Origin of the sequence: Polynucleobacter duraquae, from assembly GCF_000973625.1 — a bacterium.
Lineage (GTDB): Bacteria > Pseudomonadota > Gammaproteobacteria > Burkholderiales > Burkholderiaceae > Polynucleobacter > Polynucleobacter duraquae.
Genome location: NZ_CP007501.1, coordinates 1,332,273 through 1,353,088, shown reverse-complemented (window position 1 = coordinate 1,353,088; position 20,816 = coordinate 1,332,273). Strand labels below are relative to the sequence as shown.

Sequence of the window (20,816 nt, the reverse complement as noted above, 5' to 3'; positions counted from 1 at the left end):
ATTAAGCGTTGAGATCGCCCCGAGCAATACGACCCTTTTGAACTTCCCATTCACGCTCTTTGGTAGCAGCTCGTTTGTCATGCTGTTTCTTGCCGCGGGCAAGCCCAATCTCACACTTCACATTCCCTTTTGAGAAATGCAGGTTCAATGGGACCAAAGTGTAGCCTTTTTGCTCCACTTTGCCGATGAGTTTTTTGATCTCAATGGCATTGAGAAGGAGTTTACGGGTGCGGGTACTGTCTGGGACTATATGAGTGGAAGCTGATAGCAGGGGGGTAATGTGGCAGCCGATCAGGAACAGCTCCGCCTGACGGATGACAACATACGCTTCTTTGACGTGCACGCGACCGGCGCGAATGGCTTTTACTTCCCAGCCTTCCAGAACCAGCCCTGCCTCGAACCGTTCCTCGATAAAATAATCGAAGAAGGCTTTTTTGTTATCGACGATACTCATATTTATTTAGCTTCTCAAGATCGATTATGGCAGACGTCAACAAGACCGTTTTAATTGGCCAATCCGCGGACCGTATGTATGGTTTGGTAACTGATGTTGCGCGCTACCCAGAGTTCTTGCCTTGGTGCGGTGGAGTGGAAATTTTTGAGCAATCCGAGACTGTTTTGGATGCCAAAATCAATATCCACTTTAAGGGCATTAATCAGTATTTTCATACCCGAAACACCAATCGTCGCCCCGAAAGCATTGATATGGTCTTTGTGGATGGCCCATTCAAGCACTTTTCTGGGAAGTGGAACTTTATCCCCCTTAAGGATGATGCCTGTAAGGTGGAGTTTAAGCTCCACTGGGAGTTTAAGAGCGTCATCCTGGATAAGATCATTGGCCCAGTATTCGGGCATATTGCGGGTACCTTTGTGGACTGCTTTGTCAAGCGAGCTGAAGACCTCTATGGCTAGTCAGTCTATGGAGATTCTGATTTGTGATGCCCGCTTGGGTGAGCCTGAGTTAAGCCCTTTCACGCTGCACTTATCGCCCTCCGAGACTCCCACCGTAGGACTTGCCCTCATTAAGGCTGGAATTGCCCAAGGCCCTAATGATTCCGCCTTGGCCAGAAAAGGCTGTTTTGGCGTCTTTGGTAAGCGCAAGGATTGGGGTAGCCCTATTTACGAGGGCGATCGTTTGGAGCTGTATTCGCCACTCCTAGTTGACCCCAAGGCTGTCCGTCGTAAGAAGGCTAATCAGAATCAAGATGCCAAATTCCAGGCTGCCGCAGCTAAAAGAAAGGCTAGGAGGCTATAATCGGTTTTTGCGACTAGGGGTTTTGCATGCGACTCATTCAAAAAGCACTCACTTTTGACGATGTGCTCCTCGTACCGGCTTATTCTTCGGTACTCCCTCGAGATGCCAGCTTGGCAAGTAAGTTAACTCGAGAAATTTCACTCAATACACCGTTGGTGTCGGCAGCGATGGATACCGTCACGGAAGGCCGCTTGGCGATTGCCATGGCTAGCGAAGGTGGCATTGGTATTGTTCATAAAAATCTCAAGCCTGCTGAACAGGCTAGGGAAGTAGCCAAGGTTAAACGTTACGAGTCTGGCATTTTGCGTGACCCTATTACGGTAGATCCAAATGCAACACTCCGCCAAGTGATGCAACTTTCTCGTGAGCATGGTTTCTCGGGATTCCCGGTGCTGACTGGCAAAGAGGTGGTGGGCATTATTACTAACCGCGACTTACGCTTTGAAGAAGACCTAGATGCGCCAGTGAAATCCAAAATGACTCCACGTGAGCGCTTGATTACAGTGAAAGAAGGCTGCTCTCTAGAAGAGGCAAAGCGCTTGATGAGTCAGCATCGTTTAGAGCGTGTACTGGTGGTCAATGACAAGTTTGAATTACGTGGCCTGATCACCGTTAAAGATATCTTGAAAGCAACTGAACATCCAAATGCTTGTAAAGATAGCGAAGGTAAATTGCGCGTTGGAGCCGCCGTTGGTGTAGGTCCTGATAACGATGAGCGCATTGAACTTCTAGTTCGTGCAGGCGTCGATGTGATTGTGGTGGATACCGCACACGGTCATAGCCAAGGTGTTTTGGATCGTGTGAAGTGGGTTAAGAAAAATTACCCACACGTACAAGTGATTGGTGGAAACATTGCCACTGGCGAGGCTGCTAAAGCTTTGGCTGATCATGGTGCTGATGGCGTGAAGGTGGGTATTGGCCCCGGCTCTATTTGCACCACCCGGATTGTTGCGGGTGTTGGTGTTCCTCAGATTAGCGCCATTGTGAATGTCGCTGCTGCACTTAAGGGTACAGGCATTCCTCTCATTGCTGATGGTGGTGTCCGTTACTCCGGTGACGTTGCAAAAGCCTTGGCTGCTGGAGCAAGCTCAGTCATGATGGGTGGTATGTTTGCTGGTACTGAAGAAGCTCCAGGTGAAGTGTTCCTGTATCAAGGTCGTTCATATAAGAGTTATCGCGGCATGGGCTCTTTGGGCGCGATGGCAGATGGCTCTGCAGATCGTTACTTCCAAAGTGATATCAGTGCTGCAAATGCTGAGAAGCTAGTGCCTGAAGGTATTGAAGGACAAGTGCCTTACAAAGGCAGTGTCCTGGCCATCTTGCATCAACTGACTGGTGGTATTCGTTCTTCAATGGGCTATCTTGGATGCAAAACGATTGACGAGCTTCATGAGAAAGCGAATTTTGTGGAAATCACTTCAGCGGGTGTGCGCGAGTCACACGTTCATGATGTGAAGATCACCAAGGAAGCGCCAAATTACCATATTGATTAAGAAGTAACAGCAGGCTGAATTTAAGGTAATCCTTTCGTGCACGACAAAATACTGATTCTTGACTTTGGTTCACAAGTCACCCAATTGATTGCTCGGCGTGTGCGTGATGCGCGCGTCTATTCTGAAATCCACCCCTATGATTGCGATCCAGAATTCATTCGTAAGTTTATTCAAGAGCAGGGCGGTAAAGGCATCATTCTTTCTGGTGGACCAAGCTCGGTAACAGAAGAGGGTAGCCCTCGTGCACCGCAAATCGTTTTTGAACTGGGCGTTCCTGTTTTAGGTATTTGCTACGGCATGCAAACCATGGCAACCCAATTGGGTGGAGCGGTTGCTTCCGCTGAATCTCTTGGTAAAGCCCGTGAGTTTGGTTATTCAGAAGTACGTGCCCATGGCCATACCAATTTGTTAAAAGGTATCCAGGACTTTTCTACTAGTGAAGGCCACGGCATTCTGAAGGTATGGATGAGTCATGGTGACTCCGTAACTACAATGCCTCCAGCTTTCAAGCTCATGGCTTCAACAGAGTCCTGCCCGATTGCAGGTATGGCTGATGAAGAGCGTCGTTTCTATGCATTCCAATTCCATCCCGAAGTAACGCACACCTTGCAAGGCGAAGCTATCTTGGCTCGCTTTGTGCATGAGATCTGCCAGTGCAAGGCTGACTGGGTCATGGGCGACTACATTAGCGAAGCGGTTGAGCATATTCGCAAGCAAGTTGGCGATGAGGAAGTAATTCTTGGTTTATCTGGTGGCGTTGACTCTAGTGTTGCAGCAGCATTAATTCATCGTGCGATTGGAGAGCAGCTCACTTGCGTATTTGTCGATCATGGCTTGCTTCGCTTAAACGAGGGCGACATGGTGATGGAAATGTTTGCCCGCAATCTTGGTGTCAAAGTGATTCGCGTCGATGCCAAAGAGAAATTTATGTCCGAGCTTGCTGGTGTTGCAGATCCTGAAGCCAAGCGCAAGATCATCGGTAAAGAATTCGTAGAGATTTTCCAGGCTGAGTCTGGCAAGATCGAAAATGCCAAGTGGCTTGCTCAAGGAACGATTTACCCGGACGTCATTGAGTCTGCCGGTAAAGGTAAGAAGGGCGCGCATACGATTAAGAGTCATCACAATGTAGGCGGCTTGCCAGAAGATATGCATCTCAAGCTGCTTGAGCCATTACGCGAATTGTTTAAAGATGAAGTGCGTGAGCTCGGGGTTGCTTTAGGTTTACCCCGTGAGATGGTCTATCGCCATCCATTCCCAGGACCCGGTCTTGGTGTTCGTATCTTAGGTGAAGTCAAAGCTGAGTTTGCAAGGCTTTTGCAATGTGCTGACGCTATTTTCATTGAAGAGTTACGCAATACGATCGATGAAGCTACTCAAAAATCTTGGTATGAACTCACTAGCCAAGCCTTCGCTGTGTTCTTGCCGGTGAAATCGGTGGGTGTCATGGGTGACGGTAGAACCTACGAATATGTTGTTGCTCTCAGAGCAGTGCAAACACAAGACTTTATGACTGCGCACTGGGCCCACTTGCCACATGATCTGCTTGGTAAAGTATCGAACCGCATCATTAATGAAGTGCGTGGCATTAATCGTGTGGTCTACGATATCAGCGGAAAACCACCAGCAACTATCGAGTGGGAATGATGAAAATTTTTAAGTGGTTGATTGGTAACGACTTTTATTTTTTAAGTGTCAGTCTAAGAAATCACTAAGTCATTGATTTTATTGATTGTGAGATTTTGAAGTTACACATAAACTTACACACTTGTAACACTATTCGAAATTATAGTTACGTAGAAGGAAAATTCGTTTGATCGCTTTATGCAGGGAATTATTTGATACTTCTGTTTTTTAACAAAAAAGATACCAATGAGCATTCTAGAAATAATTAAAGAAAACTATATTTCTCAGGAGAAATCTGACTTCGTAACAACACTATTTGGGGAAAATAAAGAGCTTCTGAAAACAAATGAAGAAGTTATAGTGTATGGTGCCGGCTCAGGTGGTCGTGAAGTATCTGAATGCTTGTTACTCCATGGGGTTACAACTGAATTCTTTTGCGATTCCAATCCCGATTTAATTGGAAAGACTTTATTAGGAAAACCGATAATATCGTTTGAGCAGTTGTTTAAGAGTTATAAAAATAGATTTATTGTTGTTGGCGTTCAGAAACCCAAAAAAATAGTTTATGAATCGTTAGTAAGTAAAGGGTTTAACCGAGTTGGTATTATCCAAAATGATGAGCAATTTTATTATTATCTGCAATTTCCTAGATGGAAAATTGAAATCTTAGAATTAACTCCTCATGCTAATAAGATTAGCCAAGTGTATGAAATGCTAGCTGATCAAAAATCAAAAGATATTTTTATAAATCGTTTATCAACATTAACTTCGTATGCGGATTTTGCTTCCTATAAAAATTATTGCAAATTAAGTAATTACCCTAGTGCTTACCCAGAAAGCAAAAAAATATTTTCCGCAAATTTTGAAAATCAAATGTATTTTGATAATGACTTAATAACGCTCAAACCTGGTGAAGTAAATCTTGTTGATTGCGGCGCTTATGATGGTGACTCGTTTATTGAGTTTCAAAAAAGTCTTGAAAAGTTACAAATAAAAGATTCTTTTGTTTATTGTTTTGAGCCTGATTTATTGAATTTCCAAAAATTACGAACGAACCTCAGTGGCTATAAAAATGTTGATTTTTTTCAACTTGGGGTTTGGAATGAAAAAACAACGCTGAAGTTCGCTAGTTCAAATTTAATGTATCAAACCGAATCTTGTGTAGTACGAACTGAAGAGCGATTGAGTAAAGTTATTCAAGCCACTGAAAGTGATTCCTCAATAGAAGTTGATTCGATTGATAATTTACTTTATCCCAATCGAGTGAATATCATAAAAATGGATGTTGAAGGCAGTGAATCTGAAGCATTACTCGGAGCGCAGAAAACTATTAAAAAACACCATCCACAGCTTATTATTAGCACTTATCACAAGAAAGATGACTTGTGGAATTTACCTTTACTAATTAAAAATATGTCCCCTGACTATAAATTTTATATTAGACATTTCAGTTTTAGTTGGAGCGAAACAGTCCTTATTGCAATTCCAAAATGAATAAAATTTTCAAAGTCGCCTTATCTAATGGTTCAAATATTGCTAATTGAAATTCTTAATTCAACAGGTATTTAACTTTTTTGCTTTTTGCCAAAACTTTATTTAAGAATAGACCTTTTAAGAAAAATGATAACGACTCATTAGTTTTAAGTCTTAATTAACCTCTGCAAAGCGTGTAACGGCATTAAAACTAATTGTTAAAAATGAATAGGATTTTACTTTGTTAAAAACAGTTCTAACTAAATCAAGTTACACAAAAGTTACACGCACTCGTTCTGTTGACTTTAACTATATGATTTATATATGTTTTTTAACCGAGTAACTATTGAGTGGGAATAGAAATTCACGATTGAGTTGCTACCCAATTCGCTAAATAAAGCATTTAAATTTCTTGAAATTCTTCCGGCGACCGCCTTTTATCCAAGGTTTAAAAGTGATGCTCGAGTCATCTCCGGGGATAATTGCTTGGTCCTTAGTGACGAGTATTAGCTTACTGGGCGCGGGACTTAGTCCAGTTGATACATTTTGGTTCAATATCTTGGTCTATGCCGGCTCTTCGCAATTGGCGGTGATGCCATTGATCGCTGGAGATTATCCCTTTTGGACTGTTTGGCTGACGGCATTAATTGTGATGTCCCGTTTTGTCATTTTTAGTGCAGTCATTCAGCCTCACTTCAAACATTATTCTTTTTGGCAAAGAATGGGTATCGGGGGTTTAAACACCGATATGAGTTTTGCAAAATTTATAGAAAAATTCCCGTCTCCAGATAACTCTCAAGGAAGTCAGATTGAACTGCTGTATTTCATGGGAATGGTATTAGCGCATTGGTTTTTTTGGCAGATAGGCGCATTAATTGCCATTTTTTTTGGATCCTATATTCCGATCTCATGGGGCCTTGGATTTGCTGGCCCGCTCGCATTGATAGCTTTGATTATTCCTGCTATTAAACATAAAACTGCTGTTATCTCAGCGTTAGTGGCTGCCTGCACTTGTGTCTTAACAATCAATCTACCTTATCGCTTAACAATTGTTTGCTCAGTGATTACTGGTGTGATGGCTGCGGTATTGGTTGATAAACAATCTCAAAAGAAGAATATATGAATACAGTCGATTTGTGGATTGCTTTTTTTGGCTTAATGCTGGTTAGCTTACTTAGCAGAGGCTCTTTTCTTTTAGTGGGATCAAAATTCCCGATTCCCAGAAGCGTTCATGAGTTCTTGCGCTATGCACCTACTGCCGCTCTCATTGCTATCGTCCTTCCAGATGTGCTGTTTGTAAAAGATCCGACGACGCAACTATTTGAATTAAACCTGTATTCACCTCAACTATTTGGAGCAATTGGCGGAGTGATTGGGTTTTTAGTGACCAATAGTATCTTGGCGACCATATTATTGGGAATGGCCTTTTTTACTCTAGCCAGATTTTTGATTTAACGAGTGACTCACGATATCAGCAGAAAACCACCAGTAAGGATTGAGTGGGAATGAGATAATTGATTTTTGCGATTACGTATTGAGATAGCTTACTTTGGTGTTACATAATCACATTATTAATAAAGGAACATGATGAAAATGCTTCAATTGATACGATCATTAGTGGTATTGGCTTGTTTGCTACACATCCCTCTGGGTTACTCGCAGCAGGTTCTTCGGGTAACAACTATTCCAGAAGAGGCAGCTACTGAGCAAATGAGAAAGTTTGGACCTCTCAGTAATTATCTCGAAAAGAATCTTGGTATGAAGGTGGAGTTCACTCCGGTCAATGACTATCCGGCTGCAGTAGAGGCCATGGTTAATAAGCAAGTAGATTTGGTATGGTTTGGTGGATTTACCTATGTACAGGCAAACATTCGTTCCGGTGGAAAAGTAGTCCCATTTGCACAGCGTGAAGAAGATACTAAATTTCGTTCTGTTTTTATTACGCAGAAAAATTCAGGAATTACTAAGTTAACGGATTTAAAGGGCAAGCAAGTCAGTTTTGGTTCTCAATCTAGTACATCTGGGCATCTGATGCCACGTACCTTCCTCCTAGAGGCTGGAATCAACCCAGAAACTGATTTCAAGCGTGTAGCTTATTCAGGTGCGCATGATGCGACGATTGCCTCAGTTGTAAGTGGTCGAGTGGATGCAGCAGCTTTAGATATTACCGTTTGGAATAAGTTTGTTAATGAAGGTAAGGTAGACACAAGCAAGGTAGATGTTTTCTACACCACACCCCCTTACTTTAATTACAACTGGTCGGTTCATGCAGACATGCCTGCCGCCCAACGTGAGAAGATTGCCAAGGCTCTATTTGCATTGGATATGAACACTACCGAAGGCAAGGAAATATTGACTTTAAATCGTGCCACTAAATATATTCCCACGAAAGCAGATAACTATAAAAATCTGGAGCTTGCTGGCCGCAGTGCAGGCTTAATCAAATAGTTGTGGACGTACATTTAGAAAATATTACTGCCTATCATCCTGCTCGTGAGCAGGATGAAGTCTTTGCCTTAAAGAATGTTTCTTTTCAAGTAAAAACCGGTGAGCATGTAGCGATCATAGGGCCTTCAGGTTCTGGTAAGACCACCTTGTTACAAATTGTTGCAGCCGCAATGAAACCTCAGTCCGGGGTGCTGTCTCTAGGCGGAATCAATCCTTGGTCAATTTCTGGTGGGGCATTACGTCAACTACGCCAGCACCTTTTTTATGCGCCACAAATTCCGCCACTGCCCCCACGACAACGTGTGGTTACCTCCTTGTCCGCCAGTCGGCTCGGAGAAATGGGATTGAGTAAGAGCATATTGAATTTAATTTACCCACAATATTCTCAAGATGCTCTTAATACGCTGTCACTATTTGATCTCAATGAAAAATTATGGAGTAGGGTAGATCGTTTATCTGGTGGGGAGCGTCAGCGGGTTGGTTTAGCAAAAATCCTAATGAGCCGAGCTGATCTTTGGTTGGTCGATGAGCCTTTGTCTGCCTTAGATCCCAAAAGATCTAGGCAAGCTATTCAGGTGTTGATTGCAGAGGCAAAGAAACGGGGTGTTACTCTAATTGTGACATTGCATCAAGTCGATGTTGCAACCAAGGAATTTGCTAGAGTGATTGGATTGCAAGCGGGTGAACTAGCATTTGATTTGCCGTCCGCTGATATTACGAAAAATATCCTGCAGGATTTATATGCACAAAATGAGCATGAAATTACTCAGCTAGAAACTCAGCTCTTCCATGCTGAGTGAAGTCTAATCAAACGCTTCCTGAATATTGCAAATGATTTCAGTTTCCACGCCTTTATATTTAAAAGATCCTGCATGGCATTCGCGTCTTACCCTTGCTATTTTGGCTATCATTTTATTAGTACCAGCATTAATCTCAACAGAATTTAAGCCTTGGGTTTTTTTTGAGGCAGAGAATCTAAAAGTTACCCTTAAATTTTTGGCAGACTTTGTTCCGCCTAATACTAAGCCCGACTTTCTGAAGTTAGTTGCTATTGAGGCTTGGCGCACTATTGCGATTGCAACTGCCGGGATGGTTTTGGCTCTCGTATTGGCAATCCCGCTTACCTTATTGAGCACCCGCGTACTATCCATTTCTGCATTAACGGGTCGCATGTCAACCTTCCCATTCGTGATTCGACAAGCTATTCGAATCATGTTGATCTTGATGCGGAGTATTCCTGAAATAGTGTGGGCTCTAGTCTTTGTCAGAGTAGTGGGTCTTGGTCCTGCCGCAGGAGTGTTGGCAATCGCACTAACCTATTCAGGCATGCTTGGGAAGATCTATGCTGAAATCTTAGAGAGTGGGAGCAATGAGTCAAGTCAAGCACTTCTCCGCAATGGAGCGAGTCGCCTGCAAACTTTCTTTTATGCTGTCCTTCCTCAAAATTCGAATGAGTTAACAAGTTATACCGTTTATCGCTGGGAGTGCGCCGTTCGCTCTTCTGCAGTGCTCGGGTTTGTTGGTGCAGGTGGTTTAGGTCAGCAAATGGATAACTCCATGAAAATGTTTAATGGTTCTGAAGTTGCGACTATTCTGATAGCGTTCATGATCTTAGTTGCTTTGGCAGACTGGTTTAGTGCCCAACTCAGAAAATTAATCAGCTGATATGCAATTAAAGCCTCCCCATCTTTCATTCCATCCTTATATCGTACTGATGGGTATGGGCTTGCTCATCATCGCTAGCTTCTGGTCCCTAGATATACAGTTGTCAAAATTACTGTCATTTCGTAGTTGGGAGTTAATGGGTAAATTTTTTGGAGAGTTGCTCGTACCTAATCTCAGCGGGAACTTTCTGAATAAGGTTTTTCAAGCCTCGATAGAAACTTTAGCAATGTCAGCCTTAGGCACTCTTATTGCAGCCTTATTCGGCATAGTTTTAGCTCTTCCCGCTAGTAAAACGTATGCCAATGATCCAATTTACACTCGCACTATTACTCGATGGATATTGAATGCACTACGATCCATTCCAGAGCTAGTATGGGCGGCATTAATATTAATATCGGTTGGTCTCGGACCATTTGCAGGAACATTAGCCTTAGCTTTGCACACTACAGGTGTGTTGGGAAGATTGTTTGCAGATGCAATTGAAAATGCGCCAACCGAGCCTGGAGATGCTTTGCGCATTATGGGAGTTGGCGAGTTAAAAATTTTCCTATACGCCACATTACCAAGCATTCTGCCGCAATTGATTTCGTATAGCTTATATCGCTGGGAAAATAATATTCGGGCTGCGACTGTTCTTGGGGTAGTTGGCGGTGGCGGCTTGGGGCAGATGCTCGCTTTTCATATGAGCCTGTTTCAAATGCAAGACACCAGCACGATTTTAATGACTATGATTGGTTTGGTATTGCTGGTAGATAGTCTTTCGTATTTCTTGAGAAGATATCTCGATAATTAAAGTGAATCGATAGATCTTAAGTTATCAATAGTGCTAGCTATATCCTTGTTAGAATCAGCTTCAGTCAAAGCCTAAAAAGGGGCCATAACTTTGGATAGCCTCCCGTTCTGAGCTGAATAAGCTTACATTTTCATTTAAATGTCACATATCAGTCGATATTACATAAAAGTTATACTCAGATAATTCATCATTCTGTATATTTTGCTGTAGATATAGAAGGTATTATTTTTTAATTTTCGTTTATCAAAAATTGAGGTGAGGGATCTTCGAATGCATTATTCCAGATATTTCTTTTGGCTTTCCACGGTGGTGTTTGCAGCTCTGTCTTTTCCCTATAACCCATACCTTTCTATTATTTTCGCAGCATTATTTTTAATTGGCTTAAGAGATGTAATGCAAAAACATCACTCAATCTTGCGAAACTATCCCCTGATAGGACATTTACGTTTTTTGCTTGAATATATTCGCCCAGAAATTCGGCAATATTTTCTAGAAGATGACGAGGAAAAACTTCCTTTTTCAAGAAATCAAAGAGCTATGGTTTATAGCCGCTCTAAAAAGGACAACGATAAGAGAGGGTTTGGATCCATCAAGTTGATGTATGGTTCTGATAGTGAGTGGTTAGGACACTCCAATTCGCCATGCCATCCTGACCCAAGCACCTTTCGTATTCAAGTTGGCGGCCCAAGCTGTCTTCAGCCTTACTCTTTATCTATATTTAATATTTCTGCGATGAGTTTTGGGTCGCTTTCGCCAAATGCTATTAGAGCGCTGAATAGAGGTGCAAAGCTGGGTGGATTTGCTCACGACACTGGCGAAGGCTCAATCTCTTCGTATCATCGGGAGTTTGGTGGCGACATTATTTGGGAAATTGGATCTGGATATTTTGGCTGTCGCACCGAGGATGGTCTATTTTCAGAGGAGAAATTTACTGCTCAAGTAGTTGATCCTCAAATTAAGATGGTGGAAATTAAGCTATCTCAGGGTGCAAAGCCAGGCCATGGAGGAGTCTTACCTGGCCCTAAGGTCACTGCTGAAATTGCTGCCACTAGAGGTGTACCTATTGGTGAGGATTGTGTCTCTCCAGCCCATCATGCAGAGTTTTCATCTCCCTTAGAATTAATGAACTTTATTGCTCGTTTACGTAAGCTAAGTGGCGGTAAGCCTGTTGGTTTCAAATTATGCGTTGGACAGCCATGGGAGTTTTTTGGTATTGCTAAGGCGATGCTAGAGACAGGTATTTGTCCCGACTTCATTGTGGTTGACGGCAGCGAGGGTGGTACTGGTGCCGCCCCTGTTGAATTTACAGATCATGTGGGGATGCCGCTTCGTGATGGCCTTAGATTAGTGCACAACACCTTAGTCGGAATCAATAAACGCAGGGAGATTAAGATCGGAGCGTCTGGAAAAATTATTTCCGGCTATGACATTATTCGTGCTCTTGCTTTGGGAGCAGATTGGTGTAATTCTGCAAGAGGATTTATGTTTGCATTAGGCTGCATTCAGTCACGAACTTGTCATACAGATAAGTGTCCTACCGGTGTTGCAACTCAGGATTTGGGTCGTCAAAGAGCATTGGTGGTCCCCGATAAGGCTGAGCGAGTATTTGCCTTTCATCAAAATACGATTGCATCATTGGCTGATCTAATTGGATCTGCGGGCCTCAGACATCCTCAGGAAATTACTCCTGACTACGTGATGCGTAGGGATGGTTCTGGCAAGATAGTCACCCTAGCTTCGCAGCTAGCCACGCTTAATCCTGGGGTGCTACTACAAGGCGTTGATACTTCCAAGGAAAATGATTTTCCTCAAGAGTTTGATCTTTACTGGAACAGAGCTCAAACTAATCAATTTGGTTTAGCCCCGGCATCAAATCTATGAGAGCCCACCTCTATCTTTATGCTTGAGTTACGAGGTGAAGCTCTCGCAATCTTGGTAAGTACCGATCCCCAGATCAAGGTCAGTCGGCTAGGGCATTTGTTTGATGAGTATCAAGGTGGGCGCATTGCCTTAAATCTTTCTGAAGTATTTGACTCTGCAAATCTTAATCTTCCTGGACGACCGGCTAAGCCCGATTTAGTGGCGCCAAAGTGGGTTCCCAAAAGAAAAATGGATACGGTTGAAGGTAGGGCTATTCTTTGGCACTCCCTAGCGCATATCGAATTTAATGCCATGAATTTGGCTTTAGATGCCATTTGGCGCTTTCCAAATATGCCCAAGGCTTATTACGAGGACTGGCTAAAGGTTGCCAAGGAAGAGTCATATCACTTCAGTTTGATCAATGCCCATTTACATTCCTTTGGATTTAGCTATGGCGATTTCCCGGCTCACAATAGCCTGTGGGAGATGGTGGAGAGAACTTCGGATTCAGTGATTGCCAGGATGGCGCTGGTTCCTAGAACCATGGAGGCAAGAGGTCTTGATGCTGTTCCAGAGATTCGGGATCGGTTTAGGCAAATTCAAGATGATCGTGCAGTTGAAATCTTAGAGATTATTCTTCATGATGAAATCAGCCATGTACTGATCGGCAATCGTTGGTTTAATTTCCTTTGTACTAAAGAGAGCTTATCCCCGATTACGACTTATCGAGAATTAGCTGAGAAATACCGTGCTCCTACTTTGAGGGGGCCGTTTAATTTTGAGGCGCGTGAGCAAGCTGGCTTTAGCTCCGATGAATTAGAGATACTGGAATCTCTTAGTGAGAAGCGGACGCAAGCAGCATGAAGATCTTGAGTCTGATTCCGCCGATGACGCAGCTCAATACGCCGTATCCATCAACGGCTTATCTCACTGGTTTTTTGCGCTCTCGTGGCTTTGATGCTGTTCAGGATGATTTAGCTTTAGCCCTAGTCCTAGGCTTCTTCACCCCACAGGGTTTGTGGGAGATCAAAGATCAAGCCTTAAATCTCCCCGAAGAAAATCGCAGTGCGAGTGTCAATTTTTTTCTCGATTACTTTGCCGATTACAAAAGTACGATCGCTTTAGCAATTGCATTCTTACAAGGACGAGATAGCACTCTTGCCCATCGCATCAACAGTCGCACTTTATTGCCTGAAGGCCCTCGCTTCACATCTTTAGATTCTTATGATGAAGTGGACGGTGGTGATTCATTGGCATGGGCATTTGGCGCATTAGGCTCTCAAGATCGAGCACGTCATTTGGCTACCCTCTATCTCAACGATTTATCTGACGTTTTGCGGGATGCAGTGGATGAGCGTTTTGAATTTGTTCGTTATGCAGAAGCCTTGGCAGGTAGTCAGCCTACTTTTACCCCCTTAGCAGATGCCTTAGCAGCCAGCCCTACATTAATGGATTTGTATCTACAGGAGCTCACAAAGTCCTCAATAGAAAAGCATCAGCCCACTTTAGTATTGTTATCAGTGCCATTTCCAGGAGCAATGTATGCTGCATTGCGAATTGCTCAAACTATCAAACAGCATTACCCCAGCATCAAAATTGTTCTTGGTGGTGGCTACGTTAATACTGAGTTGCGTGAGCTCACTGACCCACGCCTGTTTGATTTTGTTGACTACATTACCCTTGACTCTGGTGAGCGACCTTTGCTTGCACTCTTAGAATATTTACATGGCAAGCGTTCTGCAGAAAGATTGGTTCGTACCTTTATCCGAACTACTGCTAATGAAGTGCGTTATATCAACTGGAAAGAGCCTGATGTGCCTTTTGAAGAGGTAGGCATTGCCACGTGGGATGGTCTACCACTCAATTCTTATTTATCTTTATTGGATATGCTTAACCCCATGCATCGCTTATGGAGTGATGGGCGTTGGAATAAGCTCACGGTTGCGCATGGCTGCTATTGGAAGAAATGCAGCTTTTGTGATGTCAGTCTAGATTACATTTCTCGTTATGAAACAGCTTCAGCAAGTCTATTGGTCGATCGTATCGAAGCGATTGTTGCGGAGACTGGTCAGACGGGATTTCATTTTGTAGATGAGGCTGCGCCACCGAAGATCTTGAAAGCCCTTGCTGAAGAACTCATTCGGCGTAAGGTGGTAATTTCTTGGTGGGGCAATATTCGTTTTGAAAAGACCTTTACTCTAGAGCTATCTGAGTTGTTAGCACAAAGTGGTTGTATTGCGATGTCCGGCGGCTTGGAAGTTGCTTCCGACAGACTTCTCGATCTCATGAAAAAAGGGGTCTCAGTTGAGCAGGTGGCGCAAGTGACAAAAGGCTTTTCAGATGCAGGTATTTTGGTGCACGCCTATCTAATGTATGGTTTCCCAACGCAAACCGTTCAAGAAACTGTCGACTCGCTAGAGTATGTTCGTCAGCTTTTTGAGAATGGCTGTATTCAGAGTGGCTTTTTCCATCGATTTACTTGCACAGTCCATTCCCCAGTAGGGCTTGATCCAGCAGCCTATGGAATCGAACTCGTCCCATTGCCGCCTATTAGTTTTGCTAAGAATGATGTTGCCTTTATCGATCCCACAGGTGTAGATCACGATCATCTTGGTATGGGCCTCAAAAAGGCGATCTATAACTTTATGCATGGCGTAGGTTTTGAGGCGGAAACCCATCAGTGGTTTGATATGCCTGGTACTCCAAAAACCTCGCTGGGACGCAATAAAATAGCTAAAGCTTTGAGGCATGTATAAACTTTAGTAGGTCACTTATTTCGTTCAATTACCTTAGGTAAAAACATGAATTTATCTCGCCGTACTTTTATCGTATCAGCCGCTCTGGCTCCCGTGGCTTGTGGAAGCCTTTCCTATGAGCATGGTATTCCAGTTGCTCAGCCAAAGCCACTACCTATAGTTCGTCCTCCGCAAGTTGGTCAAGAGTGGACCTATATCAAGAAAAACATTTTTGACGGTAAAACGCTAGATGTGATTACTGAGCGTGTTGCTAACATTGGTTCAACTATTGTGCTTGATCGATCCACAGCTGATGGCGCTCGCTTACCTAGTGAAATCCAAACTTCATGGGGAATGGTTGCTACTGATTCACAGTGGTCACGCTTGCTCAACTTCAGTCCATCCTTGCCGCTTTGGCCTGAACAGTTATCTACCACTTGGGCGAAGCAGTTCAATACTAAGTACAGCATCGCTGGCTACTCAGACTCGAGAATGGATTGGCGGGAATATATGACTGTTCAGGGCTGGGAAAAAATTACTGTTCCTGCTGGAGAGTTCGTGGCGCTCCGTTTTCAGTCTCTGATTAATTATGAGAGTGAAGATCCAAACAAGGTTGATTGCATCCGTAAGGAAACGGTTTGGTTTGCACCTCAGATTGGTCGCTGGGTTGCGCGTGAGGCATCTGGTTCCTATCAAATTCAGGGGCAGATTGGTGGAGTGATTTTAGAAGGTAGCTATCAATGGCAGTTGAGCTCTTACAAGTAAACGCCATACGGAGGCTTTTTTTATCGCTGTCGCCAGCACTGCTGGTGGCTTGCATTGCTTCACAGCCTTATCCAGCTTCAACACCTTTACCGCAACCCATTAACCCTCCAAAAGTGAGGGCGCCGCAAGTCGGTCAGCAATGGGTCTACAACGTACGCAATGTATTCAATCAAGAGCTGGTAGATATTGTTACGGAGAGGGTGGTTTCTGTTGGACCTCAGGTTCGAATTGAGCGTAGCGGACTAAAAGCAGGGCCACTTCCCGATGAAATTCAGCAACCTTGGGGTTACATTGTTCAAGATCCCCATTGGAATCCTTCCCAACGGTTTTTACAGCCCATCCCCTTATGGCCTGAGCAGCTGGCTCCAGGATGGTCTGGGTTTTATCGTAATCGTTATCAGGTGCTTGGTTATCCAGACAATGATTACTACTGGGGCTTGAATATTACCGCAGTAGGCTGGGAGGGTGTCAGCACTCCCGCAGGTCAATTCCCGGTCCTGAAGTATCAAAGTGAGGCGCCTTATTTCACCAGCAATGATTTTTCTCGAGTGGCTAACTATCGCCAAGAAGATATCTGGTTTTCCCCGGAAATCGGACGGTGGGTTATTCGGCGCGGTTATGGACGCTATCTATGGGCTGATATGTTTTGGAGTAATGCCCTTTGGGAAGACTATTTAGAGTGGGAGCTTGTGTCCTGGAAGTAAGCAAAGAGCTTAAAATCAGGTCATAGCTATGTATACCGTAAAAGAACTCTTTCCAACCCTTCAGGGTGAGGGCGCCCACGCTGGTCGTGCGGCTGTATTTTGCCGATTTTCTGGTTGCAATCTATGGAGCGGTCGCGAAGAAGATCGTGCTGCTGCAGTTTGTCAATTTTGCGATACCGACTTTGTTGGGAGTGATGGCGCTGGCGGTGGAAAGTTTGAAACTGCCTCTCTATTGGCCGACACCATTGAAGACGTATGGAGCAGCACCTCTGCGGGACCACAACAACGTTACGTTGTCTTTACTGGTGGCGAGCCACTACTACAGCTTGATACTGCCTTGATTGATGCTTTGCATGCCAAGGGCTTTGCCATTGCCATTGAGACGAATGGAACAATCAAGGTGCCCAAGGGAGTTGATTGGGTATGCGTTAGTCCTAAGGCTGGCTCTGAACTCATTGTGTTGCAAGCCGATGAGATGAAGTTGGTAATACCTCAGGCTGGACACGCCTCTATCGAAACCTTATTAGCTCGGTTTGAGAAGATGGATTATCGCAATCGCTTCTTGCAAGCTATGGATGGTCCAAATCTCCAAGAAAACCTCGCATTAGCAGTTCGCCTCTGTCAGAAACGTCCCTTGTGGCGCTTAAGTGTTCAGACCCATAAGATCATTGGTATCCGATAAGAGTCTGATCAAGTAAATTTTAAGTATTTAGAAAACATAAAATGACCGCAAAGCAAGAAGCTATTTCTATCACTCGTCGACTTGAGTTTGATTCAGGTCATCGCATTCCGAATCATGATGGTCAGTGTCGTCACCTACATGGCCATCGCTATGCAATTGAAGTCACGCTAACCGGTGTGATTGCAGATCATCCTGGCAAGGCGGATGATGGCATGGTCTTGGACTTTGGAGATATCAAGCGCCTTACCAATCAATATGTAGTTGAGCCCTGGGATCATGCGTTTCTGGTGGCTAAAGAAGATGCTGGATTGGTAGATTATTTAAATTCTATCCCTAACCATAAGACGGTGGTGATGGAGCATGTACCCACTGTTGAGAATTTGGCCAGTGCTGCCTTTAGAGTATTGCAGCCAGTTTTTGAAAAAGCTTTTGATGGTCGACTTAAGTTAGCATCTATTCGTCTTTATGAAACTCCCAATTGTTGGGCTGACGTTTCTCACTCATAAAAGTAATATGCAAGCAGAGCTTGATCGTCAATTTATGCAACAAGCTTTGGATCAAGCCAAGCTCGCAGGCGCGGCCGGTGAGGTGCCTGTAGGTGCCGTCTTGGTTCGGGATGGTCTGGTAATCTCAACAGGCTTTAATCAGCCGATTAGTAATAGCGATCCAAGCGCCCATGCAGAAATGATGGCATTACGTACCGCAGCTCGAGACGAATCAAACTATCGTCTGCCTGGTACAACGCTTTACGTCACCCTAGAACCTTGCACCATGTGTGCTGGAGCGATGCTACATGCCAGAGTGGAGCGCGTGGTATTTGGCGCTGCGGATCCTAAAACTGGTGCCGCAGGAAGTGTGCTCAATATATTCTCGGAAAAACAGATTAACCACCAGACCCAGGTTGAAGGTGGCATCATGAGTGAAGAGTGCGGGCAAATACTGCGTAATTTTTTTAAGGAGCGGCGTTGAAGTCCATTCATTTAATTGCTCCATCTGGAGCTAGCCTAGATACACGCAGCCCAATAGCTGGAATCGAGTGGCTTCAGAAGCAGGGTATTGAAGTTCTCAATGTCGCTTGTGTAGATCGAGTTGATCAACGTTTTGCTGGCTCGGATGCTGAGCGTTTAGCTGAAATCAATCAACTTGCCACGCTCTCTCCCGATAGCGTTGCTGTAGCTATGCGTGGCGGTTACGGATTGCATCGCTTGCTCCCGGATATTGAGTGGAGCTCCATTAGTAAGGCTATTAAGAGTGGCTTACAAATTTGCGGACACAGTGATTTCACAGTTTTCCAGTTGGGCTTGTTAGCTAAAACTGGTGCAGTCACTCTGGCTGGACCTATGCTCAATTTTGATTTTGCTTGCCAGGGCGAGCAGGGTGAGGGCGTTACTCCTAATGCATTTATGTGGGCGCATTTTCAGAAAGCAATTGAAGATCGTAAATTAGATTGCACTATCCAAGCCGCGCAACCCTTTTTAAGAAAGCCTGCCTCAGGCCAAGCGTCAGGAATGCTCTGGGGTGGAAACTTAACAGTGCTGGCAGGTTTGGTTGGAACGCCTTACTTGCCAAATCAGCAGCAAACTCAAGGCGGGATTTTATTTCTGGAGGATGTCAATGAACATCCATATCGGATTGAGCGGATGCTGATGCAATTATTAGATGCAGGCATATTAACTAATCAAAGTGGCATCCTCTTGGGTGGATTCTCGGCCTATCGTCTTTATGACAATGATCGTGGTTACGCACTAGAAACTGCCATTGAAGTAATTAGTAAGCGTCTTCCTGAGAATATTCCCGTATTAACAGGATTACCGTTTGGGCATCAAGCTGAGAAGCTCACTTTGCCAGTGGGTGCGCAAGCCCACATTCAATATGATGTATCGGGATTTACTATTCACTCAACCTGGTAAGTAATTGATTATGAAAATTTCCCCCTCCCGAATCTTAGTATTCCTAACTAGCGTATTGATTGCGAGTACTGTAATGGCCACTGAAGAACCTAAATTTTCTATTATTGAAAAATCAGAACCTTTCGAGCTTCGTGCTTACGCTCCTCAATTGATTGCTGAGGTCAAAGTAGAGGGTGATTTGGATACTGCCTCTAGCCAAGGATTTCGTTTGATAGCCGCTTTCATTTTTGGGCAAAATCAAGTCAGTGAAAAAATTTCTATGACTGTTCCGGTCGGAATAGAAACAGCACAAAGCACTAAGATTGCAATGACTGTCCCGGTGGGTATTGAGGCCAGCAAAGATTCTGCGAAAGGTGTAAATCAGTGGGTATTTTCTTTCGTAATGCCTTCTGAGTACACCATGGCCACGCTGCCAAAACCAATCAATCCCTTGGTGACCATTCGGGAGTTACCTGCGCAAAAACGTGCGGCAATTACCTTCTCTGGGTTTTATAACGAAGCTAAAGTCCTTGAAAAAACTAAGGCTTTAGAAGAGTGGGTCAAAAGTAAGCAATGGCAGACAATCGGAAGCCCCCAATTTGCACGCTATAACCCTCCTTGGTCTATACCCTTCATGCGCCGTAATGAAATTCTGATAACACTTCGGGATTAATTGAAGATAGTATTCGAAGGTACAAATCTTTCAGGCACTTACTTTAGGGTATATGCCTACAGAAACTATCAATATTCCTCCATAGTATGTAGCAATGTCAAAACTGATTGAATTAACCTATGTAAGTGAACCCGTTCAAGGGATGTCCTTTTTAGGTCTCATGCGCCTTCTCTATCACTCCTATTTGAGAAACCTCAGATTAGAAATTACTGGCGCACTCATCTTTGAAAATAATCAATTTGGGCAAGTGATTGAGGGACCCGAGGATGTGATTGATGCATTGTGGGAAAAAATTCAAAAAGATGATCGCCATAAAAATATTCGATTAGTAGAGAGAAAAAGTATTAGCGCTAGGAGCTTTGAAAAGTGGACTATGGTTTTTCAGGGTGATAAGGAATTATTTAAAGGCTTACCCGAGGTAAGCGCTGCTATCGAGGAAGTGAATTTTCCAGTTGGTCACCCCCTGTTGGCGGCTTTACGGGGTGAGGGAAAAAACTAAATCAGTAAGCGCTTTTCAATGGGCATAGTTTAGGCGCCATACGCCCTTGGCTCAAATGTATTAACATGCATCAGTTAAACGAGTTTATGGGCGCAAAAATGGAACAAAATCGCATTATTTCAATACGTGATAAATCAAAAAATATTTACCTTACGGGCATCTTGATCTTTACAGGCATCTTCTCAACGATCGCTGCTTGCGTCTGGTTCGTATCTAAACTCAATTTCTAAGTGTGCAGGGCGCTCCCTTAGGGAGTAGA

At 43.9% G+C, this 20,816-nt stretch carries 24 protein-coding genes; 23 read left to right on the top strand and 1 reads right to left on the bottom strand.

The features are described from left to right. Position 1: 1 nt before the first annotated feature. Positions 2-454, bottom strand: a complete 453-nt coding sequence (gene smpB, locus CL55_RS07035) for an SsrA-binding protein SmpB (RefSeq protein WP_046330447.1) — start codon at positions 452-454, stop codon at positions 2-4. A 26-nt stretch (positions 455-480) separates the two neighbouring features. Between smpB and CL55_RS07030 the strand changes: the two genes are divergently transcribed. The 23 genes from CL55_RS07030 to CL55_RS10660 all read left to right on the top strand — a co-directional run bounded on the left by CL55_RS07030 (position 481) and on the right by CL55_RS10660 (position 20,787). Continuing rightward, positions 481-912: a type II toxin-antitoxin system RatA family toxin gene (locus CL55_RS07030; RefSeq protein ID WP_046330446.1), complete on the top strand. Its 432-nt coding sequence runs from the start codon at positions 481-483 to the stop codon at positions 910-912. Beyond that, positions 905-1,255 (top strand): RnfH family protein, encoded by a 351-nt coding sequence (locus CL55_RS07025; protein WP_052728798.1) that lies wholly within the window; start codon positions 905-907, stop codon positions 1,253-1,255. Before CL55_RS07030 ends, CL55_RS07025 begins: the two co-directional genes overlap by 8 nt. Positions 1,256-1,281: 26 nt before the next feature. Continuing rightward, complete coding sequence (gene guaB, locus CL55_RS07020) at positions 1,282-2,748, top strand: IMP dehydrogenase (RefSeq protein WP_046330445.1); 1,467 nt, start codon at positions 1,282-1,284, stop codon at positions 2,746-2,748. 36 nt (positions 2,749-2,784) lie between these two features. Then, the gene (gene guaA / locus CL55_RS07015; protein WP_046330444.1) at positions 2,785-4,392 is read left to right on the top strand and encodes a glutamine-hydrolyzing GMP synthase; all 1,608 of its coding nucleotides are present in this window, start codon (positions 2,785-2,787) and stop codon (positions 4,390-4,392) included. Positions 4,393-4,617: 225 nt separating this feature from the next. Beyond that, positions 4,618-5,865: an FkbM family methyltransferase gene (locus tag CL55_RS07010; RefSeq protein ID WP_046330443.1), complete on the top strand. Its 1,248-nt coding sequence runs from the start codon at positions 4,618-4,620 to the stop codon at positions 5,863-5,865. Positions 5,866-6,301: 436 nt separating this feature from the next. Continuing rightward, the gene (locus tag CL55_RS07005) at positions 6,302-6,967 is read left to right on the top strand and encodes an AzlC family ABC transporter permease (RefSeq protein ID WP_052728797.1); all 666 of its coding nucleotides are present in this window, start codon (positions 6,302-6,304) and stop codon (positions 6,965-6,967) included. Beyond that, the gene (locus CL55_RS07000; RefSeq protein ID WP_046330441.1) at positions 6,964-7,299 is read left to right on the top strand and encodes an AzlD domain-containing protein; all 336 of its coding nucleotides are present in this window, start codon (positions 6,964-6,966) and stop codon (positions 7,297-7,299) included. Before CL55_RS07005 ends, CL55_RS07000 begins: the two co-directional genes overlap by 4 nt. A 138-nt stretch (positions 7,300-7,437) precedes the next feature. Next, positions 7,438-8,292: a putative selenate ABC transporter substrate-binding protein gene (locus CL55_RS06995; protein ID WP_418054924.1), complete on the top strand. Its 855-nt coding sequence runs from the start codon at positions 7,438-7,440 to the stop codon at positions 8,290-8,292. 2 nt (positions 8,293-8,294) lie between these two features. Then, positions 8,295-9,092: a phosphonate ABC transporter ATP-binding protein gene (locus tag CL55_RS06990; protein ID WP_046330439.1), complete on the top strand. Its 798-nt coding sequence runs from the start codon at positions 8,295-8,297 to the stop codon at positions 9,090-9,092. Between the two features lie 31 nt (positions 9,093-9,123). Next, on the top strand, positions 9,124-9,957 hold the full coding sequence (locus CL55_RS06985; protein WP_046330438.1) for a PhnE/PtxC family ABC transporter permease: 834 nt from the start codon (positions 9,124-9,126) through the stop codon (positions 9,955-9,957). Position 9,958: 1 nt separating this feature from the next. After that, positions 9,959-10,750 carry a phosphonate ABC transporter, permease protein PhnE gene (gene phnE, locus CL55_RS06980; protein WP_046330437.1) on the top strand — a complete coding sequence of 264 codons (792 nt, stop codon included), beginning with the start codon at positions 9,959-9,961 and terminating at the stop codon, positions 10,748-10,750. A gap of 270 nt (positions 10,751-11,020) precedes the next feature. Further along, complete coding sequence (locus tag CL55_RS06975) at positions 11,021-12,631, top strand: FMN-binding glutamate synthase family protein (RefSeq protein ID WP_046330436.1); 1,611 nt, start codon at positions 11,021-11,023, stop codon at positions 12,629-12,631. 18 nt (positions 12,632-12,649) lie between these two features. Beyond that, positions 12,650-13,474, top strand: a complete 825-nt coding sequence (locus CL55_RS06970) for a ferritin-like domain-containing protein (protein WP_046330435.1) — start codon at positions 12,650-12,652, stop codon at positions 13,472-13,474. Next, a complete protein-coding gene (locus CL55_RS06965; protein ID WP_046330434.1) occupies positions 13,471-15,366 on the top strand; it encodes a B12-binding domain-containing radical SAM protein in 1,896 nt (631 codons plus the stop codon). The genes CL55_RS06970 and CL55_RS06965 overlap by 4 nt, the downstream gene beginning before the upstream one ends. 45 nt (positions 15,367-15,411) lie before the next feature. Next, entirely contained in the window at positions 15,412-16,110 is a 699-nt protein-coding gene (locus CL55_RS06960) for a hypothetical protein (protein WP_046330433.1), read from the top strand. Beyond that, the gene (locus CL55_RS06955; protein WP_205621266.1) at positions 16,086-16,814 is read left to right on the top strand and encodes a hypothetical protein; all 729 of its coding nucleotides are present in this window, start codon (positions 16,086-16,088) and stop codon (positions 16,812-16,814) included. Before CL55_RS06960 ends, CL55_RS06955 begins: the two co-directional genes overlap by 25 nt. Before the next feature lie 28 nt (positions 16,815-16,842). Beyond that, on the top strand, positions 16,843-17,496 hold the full coding sequence (gene queE / locus CL55_RS06950; RefSeq protein WP_046330432.1) for a 7-carboxy-7-deazaguanine synthase: 654 nt from the start codon (positions 16,843-16,845) through the stop codon (positions 17,494-17,496). A gap of 41 nt (positions 17,497-17,537) precedes the next feature. Beyond that, the gene (gene queD, locus CL55_RS06945; RefSeq protein ID WP_046330431.1) at positions 17,538-18,002 is read left to right on the top strand and encodes a 6-carboxytetrahydropterin synthase QueD; all 465 of its coding nucleotides are present in this window, start codon (positions 17,538-17,540) and stop codon (positions 18,000-18,002) included. Between the two features lie 7 nt (positions 18,003-18,009). Next, entirely contained in the window at positions 18,010-18,465 is a 456-nt protein-coding gene (gene tadA, locus CL55_RS06940) for a tRNA adenosine(34) deaminase TadA (RefSeq protein WP_046330430.1), read from the top strand. Then, positions 18,462-19,406, top strand: a complete 945-nt coding sequence (locus CL55_RS06935; RefSeq protein WP_052728796.1) for an LD-carboxypeptidase — start codon at positions 18,462-18,464, stop codon at positions 19,404-19,406. Before tadA ends, CL55_RS06935 begins: the two co-directional genes overlap by 4 nt. Before the next feature lie 10 nt (positions 19,407-19,416). Then, a complete protein-coding gene (locus CL55_RS06930; RefSeq protein WP_237150480.1) occupies positions 19,417-20,058 on the top strand; it encodes an SOUL family heme-binding protein in 642 nt (213 codons plus the stop codon). 94 nt (positions 20,059-20,152) lie between these two features. After that, a complete protein-coding gene (locus CL55_RS06925) occupies positions 20,153-20,557 on the top strand; it encodes a BLUF domain-containing protein (RefSeq protein ID WP_046330428.1) in 405 nt (134 codons plus the stop codon). A 65-nt stretch (positions 20,558-20,622) separates the two neighbouring features. Beyond that, positions 20,623-20,787: a hypothetical protein gene (locus tag CL55_RS10660; protein ID WP_156156281.1), complete on the top strand. Its 165-nt coding sequence runs from the start codon at positions 20,623-20,625 to the stop codon at positions 20,785-20,787. Positions 20,788-20,816 lie beyond the last annotated feature (29 nt).

What these genes read in the sequence shown, in the direction of transcription:
- CL55_RS06930 (WP_237150480.1), top strand. Translation starts at nt 19,417, where the DNA reads ATGAAAATTTCCCCCTCCCGAATCTTAGTATTCCTAACTAGCGTATTG.
- CL55_RS06975 (WP_046330436.1), top strand. Translation starts at nt 11,021, where the DNA reads ATGCATTATTCCAGATATTTCTTTTGGCTTTCCACGGTGGTGTTTGCA.
- CL55_RS06925 (WP_046330428.1), top strand. Translation starts at nt 20,153, where the DNA reads ATGTCAAAACTGATTGAATTAACCTATGTAAGTGAACCCGTTCAAGGG.
- smpB (WP_046330447.1), bottom strand. Translation starts at nt 454, where the DNA reads ATGAGTATCGTCGATAACAAAAAAGCCTTCTTCGATTATTTTATCGAG.
- CL55_RS07030 (WP_046330446.1), top strand. Translation starts at nt 481, where the DNA reads ATGGCAGACGTCAACAAGACCGTTTTAATTGGCCAATCCGCGGACCGT.
- CL55_RS06960 (WP_046330433.1), top strand. Translation starts at nt 15,412, where the DNA reads ATGAATTTATCTCGCCGTACTTTTATCGTATCAGCCGCTCTGGCTCCC.
- CL55_RS07010 (WP_046330443.1), top strand. Translation starts at nt 4,618, where the DNA reads ATGAGCATTCTAGAAATAATTAAAGAAAACTATATTTCTCAGGAGAAA.
- CL55_RS07000 (WP_046330441.1), top strand. Translation starts at nt 6,964, where the DNA reads ATGAATACAGTCGATTTGTGGATTGCTTTTTTTGGCTTAATGCTGGTT.
- phnE (WP_046330437.1), top strand. Translation starts at nt 9,959, where the DNA reads ATGCAATTAAAGCCTCCCCATCTTTCATTCCATCCTTATATCGTACTG.
- CL55_RS07025 (WP_052728798.1), top strand. Translation starts at nt 905, where the DNA reads ATGGCTAGTCAGTCTATGGAGATTCTGATTTGTGATGCCCGCTTGGGT.
- queD (WP_046330431.1), top strand. Translation starts at nt 17,538, where the DNA reads ATGACCGCAAAGCAAGAAGCTATTTCTATCACTCGTCGACTTGAGTTT.
- CL55_RS06965 (WP_046330434.1), top strand. Translation starts at nt 13,471, where the DNA reads ATGAAGATCTTGAGTCTGATTCCGCCGATGACGCAGCTCAATACGCCG.
- CL55_RS06995 (WP_418054924.1), top strand. Translation starts at nt 7,438, where the DNA reads ATGCTTCAATTGATACGATCATTAGTGGTATTGGCTTGTTTGCTACAC.
- guaB (WP_046330445.1), top strand. Translation starts at nt 1,282, where the DNA reads ATGCGACTCATTCAAAAAGCACTCACTTTTGACGATGTGCTCCTCGTA.
- CL55_RS07005 (WP_052728797.1), top strand. Translation starts at nt 6,302, where the DNA reads ATGCTCGAGTCATCTCCGGGGATAATTGCTTGGTCCTTAGTGACGAGT.
- CL55_RS06955 (WP_205621266.1), top strand. Translation starts at nt 16,086, where the DNA reads ATGGCAGTTGAGCTCTTACAAGTAAACGCCATACGGAGGCTTTTTTTA.
- tadA (WP_046330430.1), top strand. Translation starts at nt 18,010, where the DNA reads ATGCAAGCAGAGCTTGATCGTCAATTTATGCAACAAGCTTTGGATCAA.
- CL55_RS10660 (WP_156156281.1), top strand. Translation starts at nt 20,623, where the DNA reads ATGCATCAGTTAAACGAGTTTATGGGCGCAAAAATGGAACAAAATCGC.
- CL55_RS06985 (WP_046330438.1), top strand. Translation starts at nt 9,124, where the DNA reads ATGATTTCAGTTTCCACGCCTTTATATTTAAAAGATCCTGCATGGCAT.
- queE (WP_046330432.1), top strand. Translation starts at nt 16,843, where the DNA reads ATGTATACCGTAAAAGAACTCTTTCCAACCCTTCAGGGTGAGGGCGCC.
- CL55_RS06970 (WP_046330435.1), top strand. Translation starts at nt 12,650, where the DNA reads ATGCTTGAGTTACGAGGTGAAGCTCTCGCAATCTTGGTAAGTACCGAT.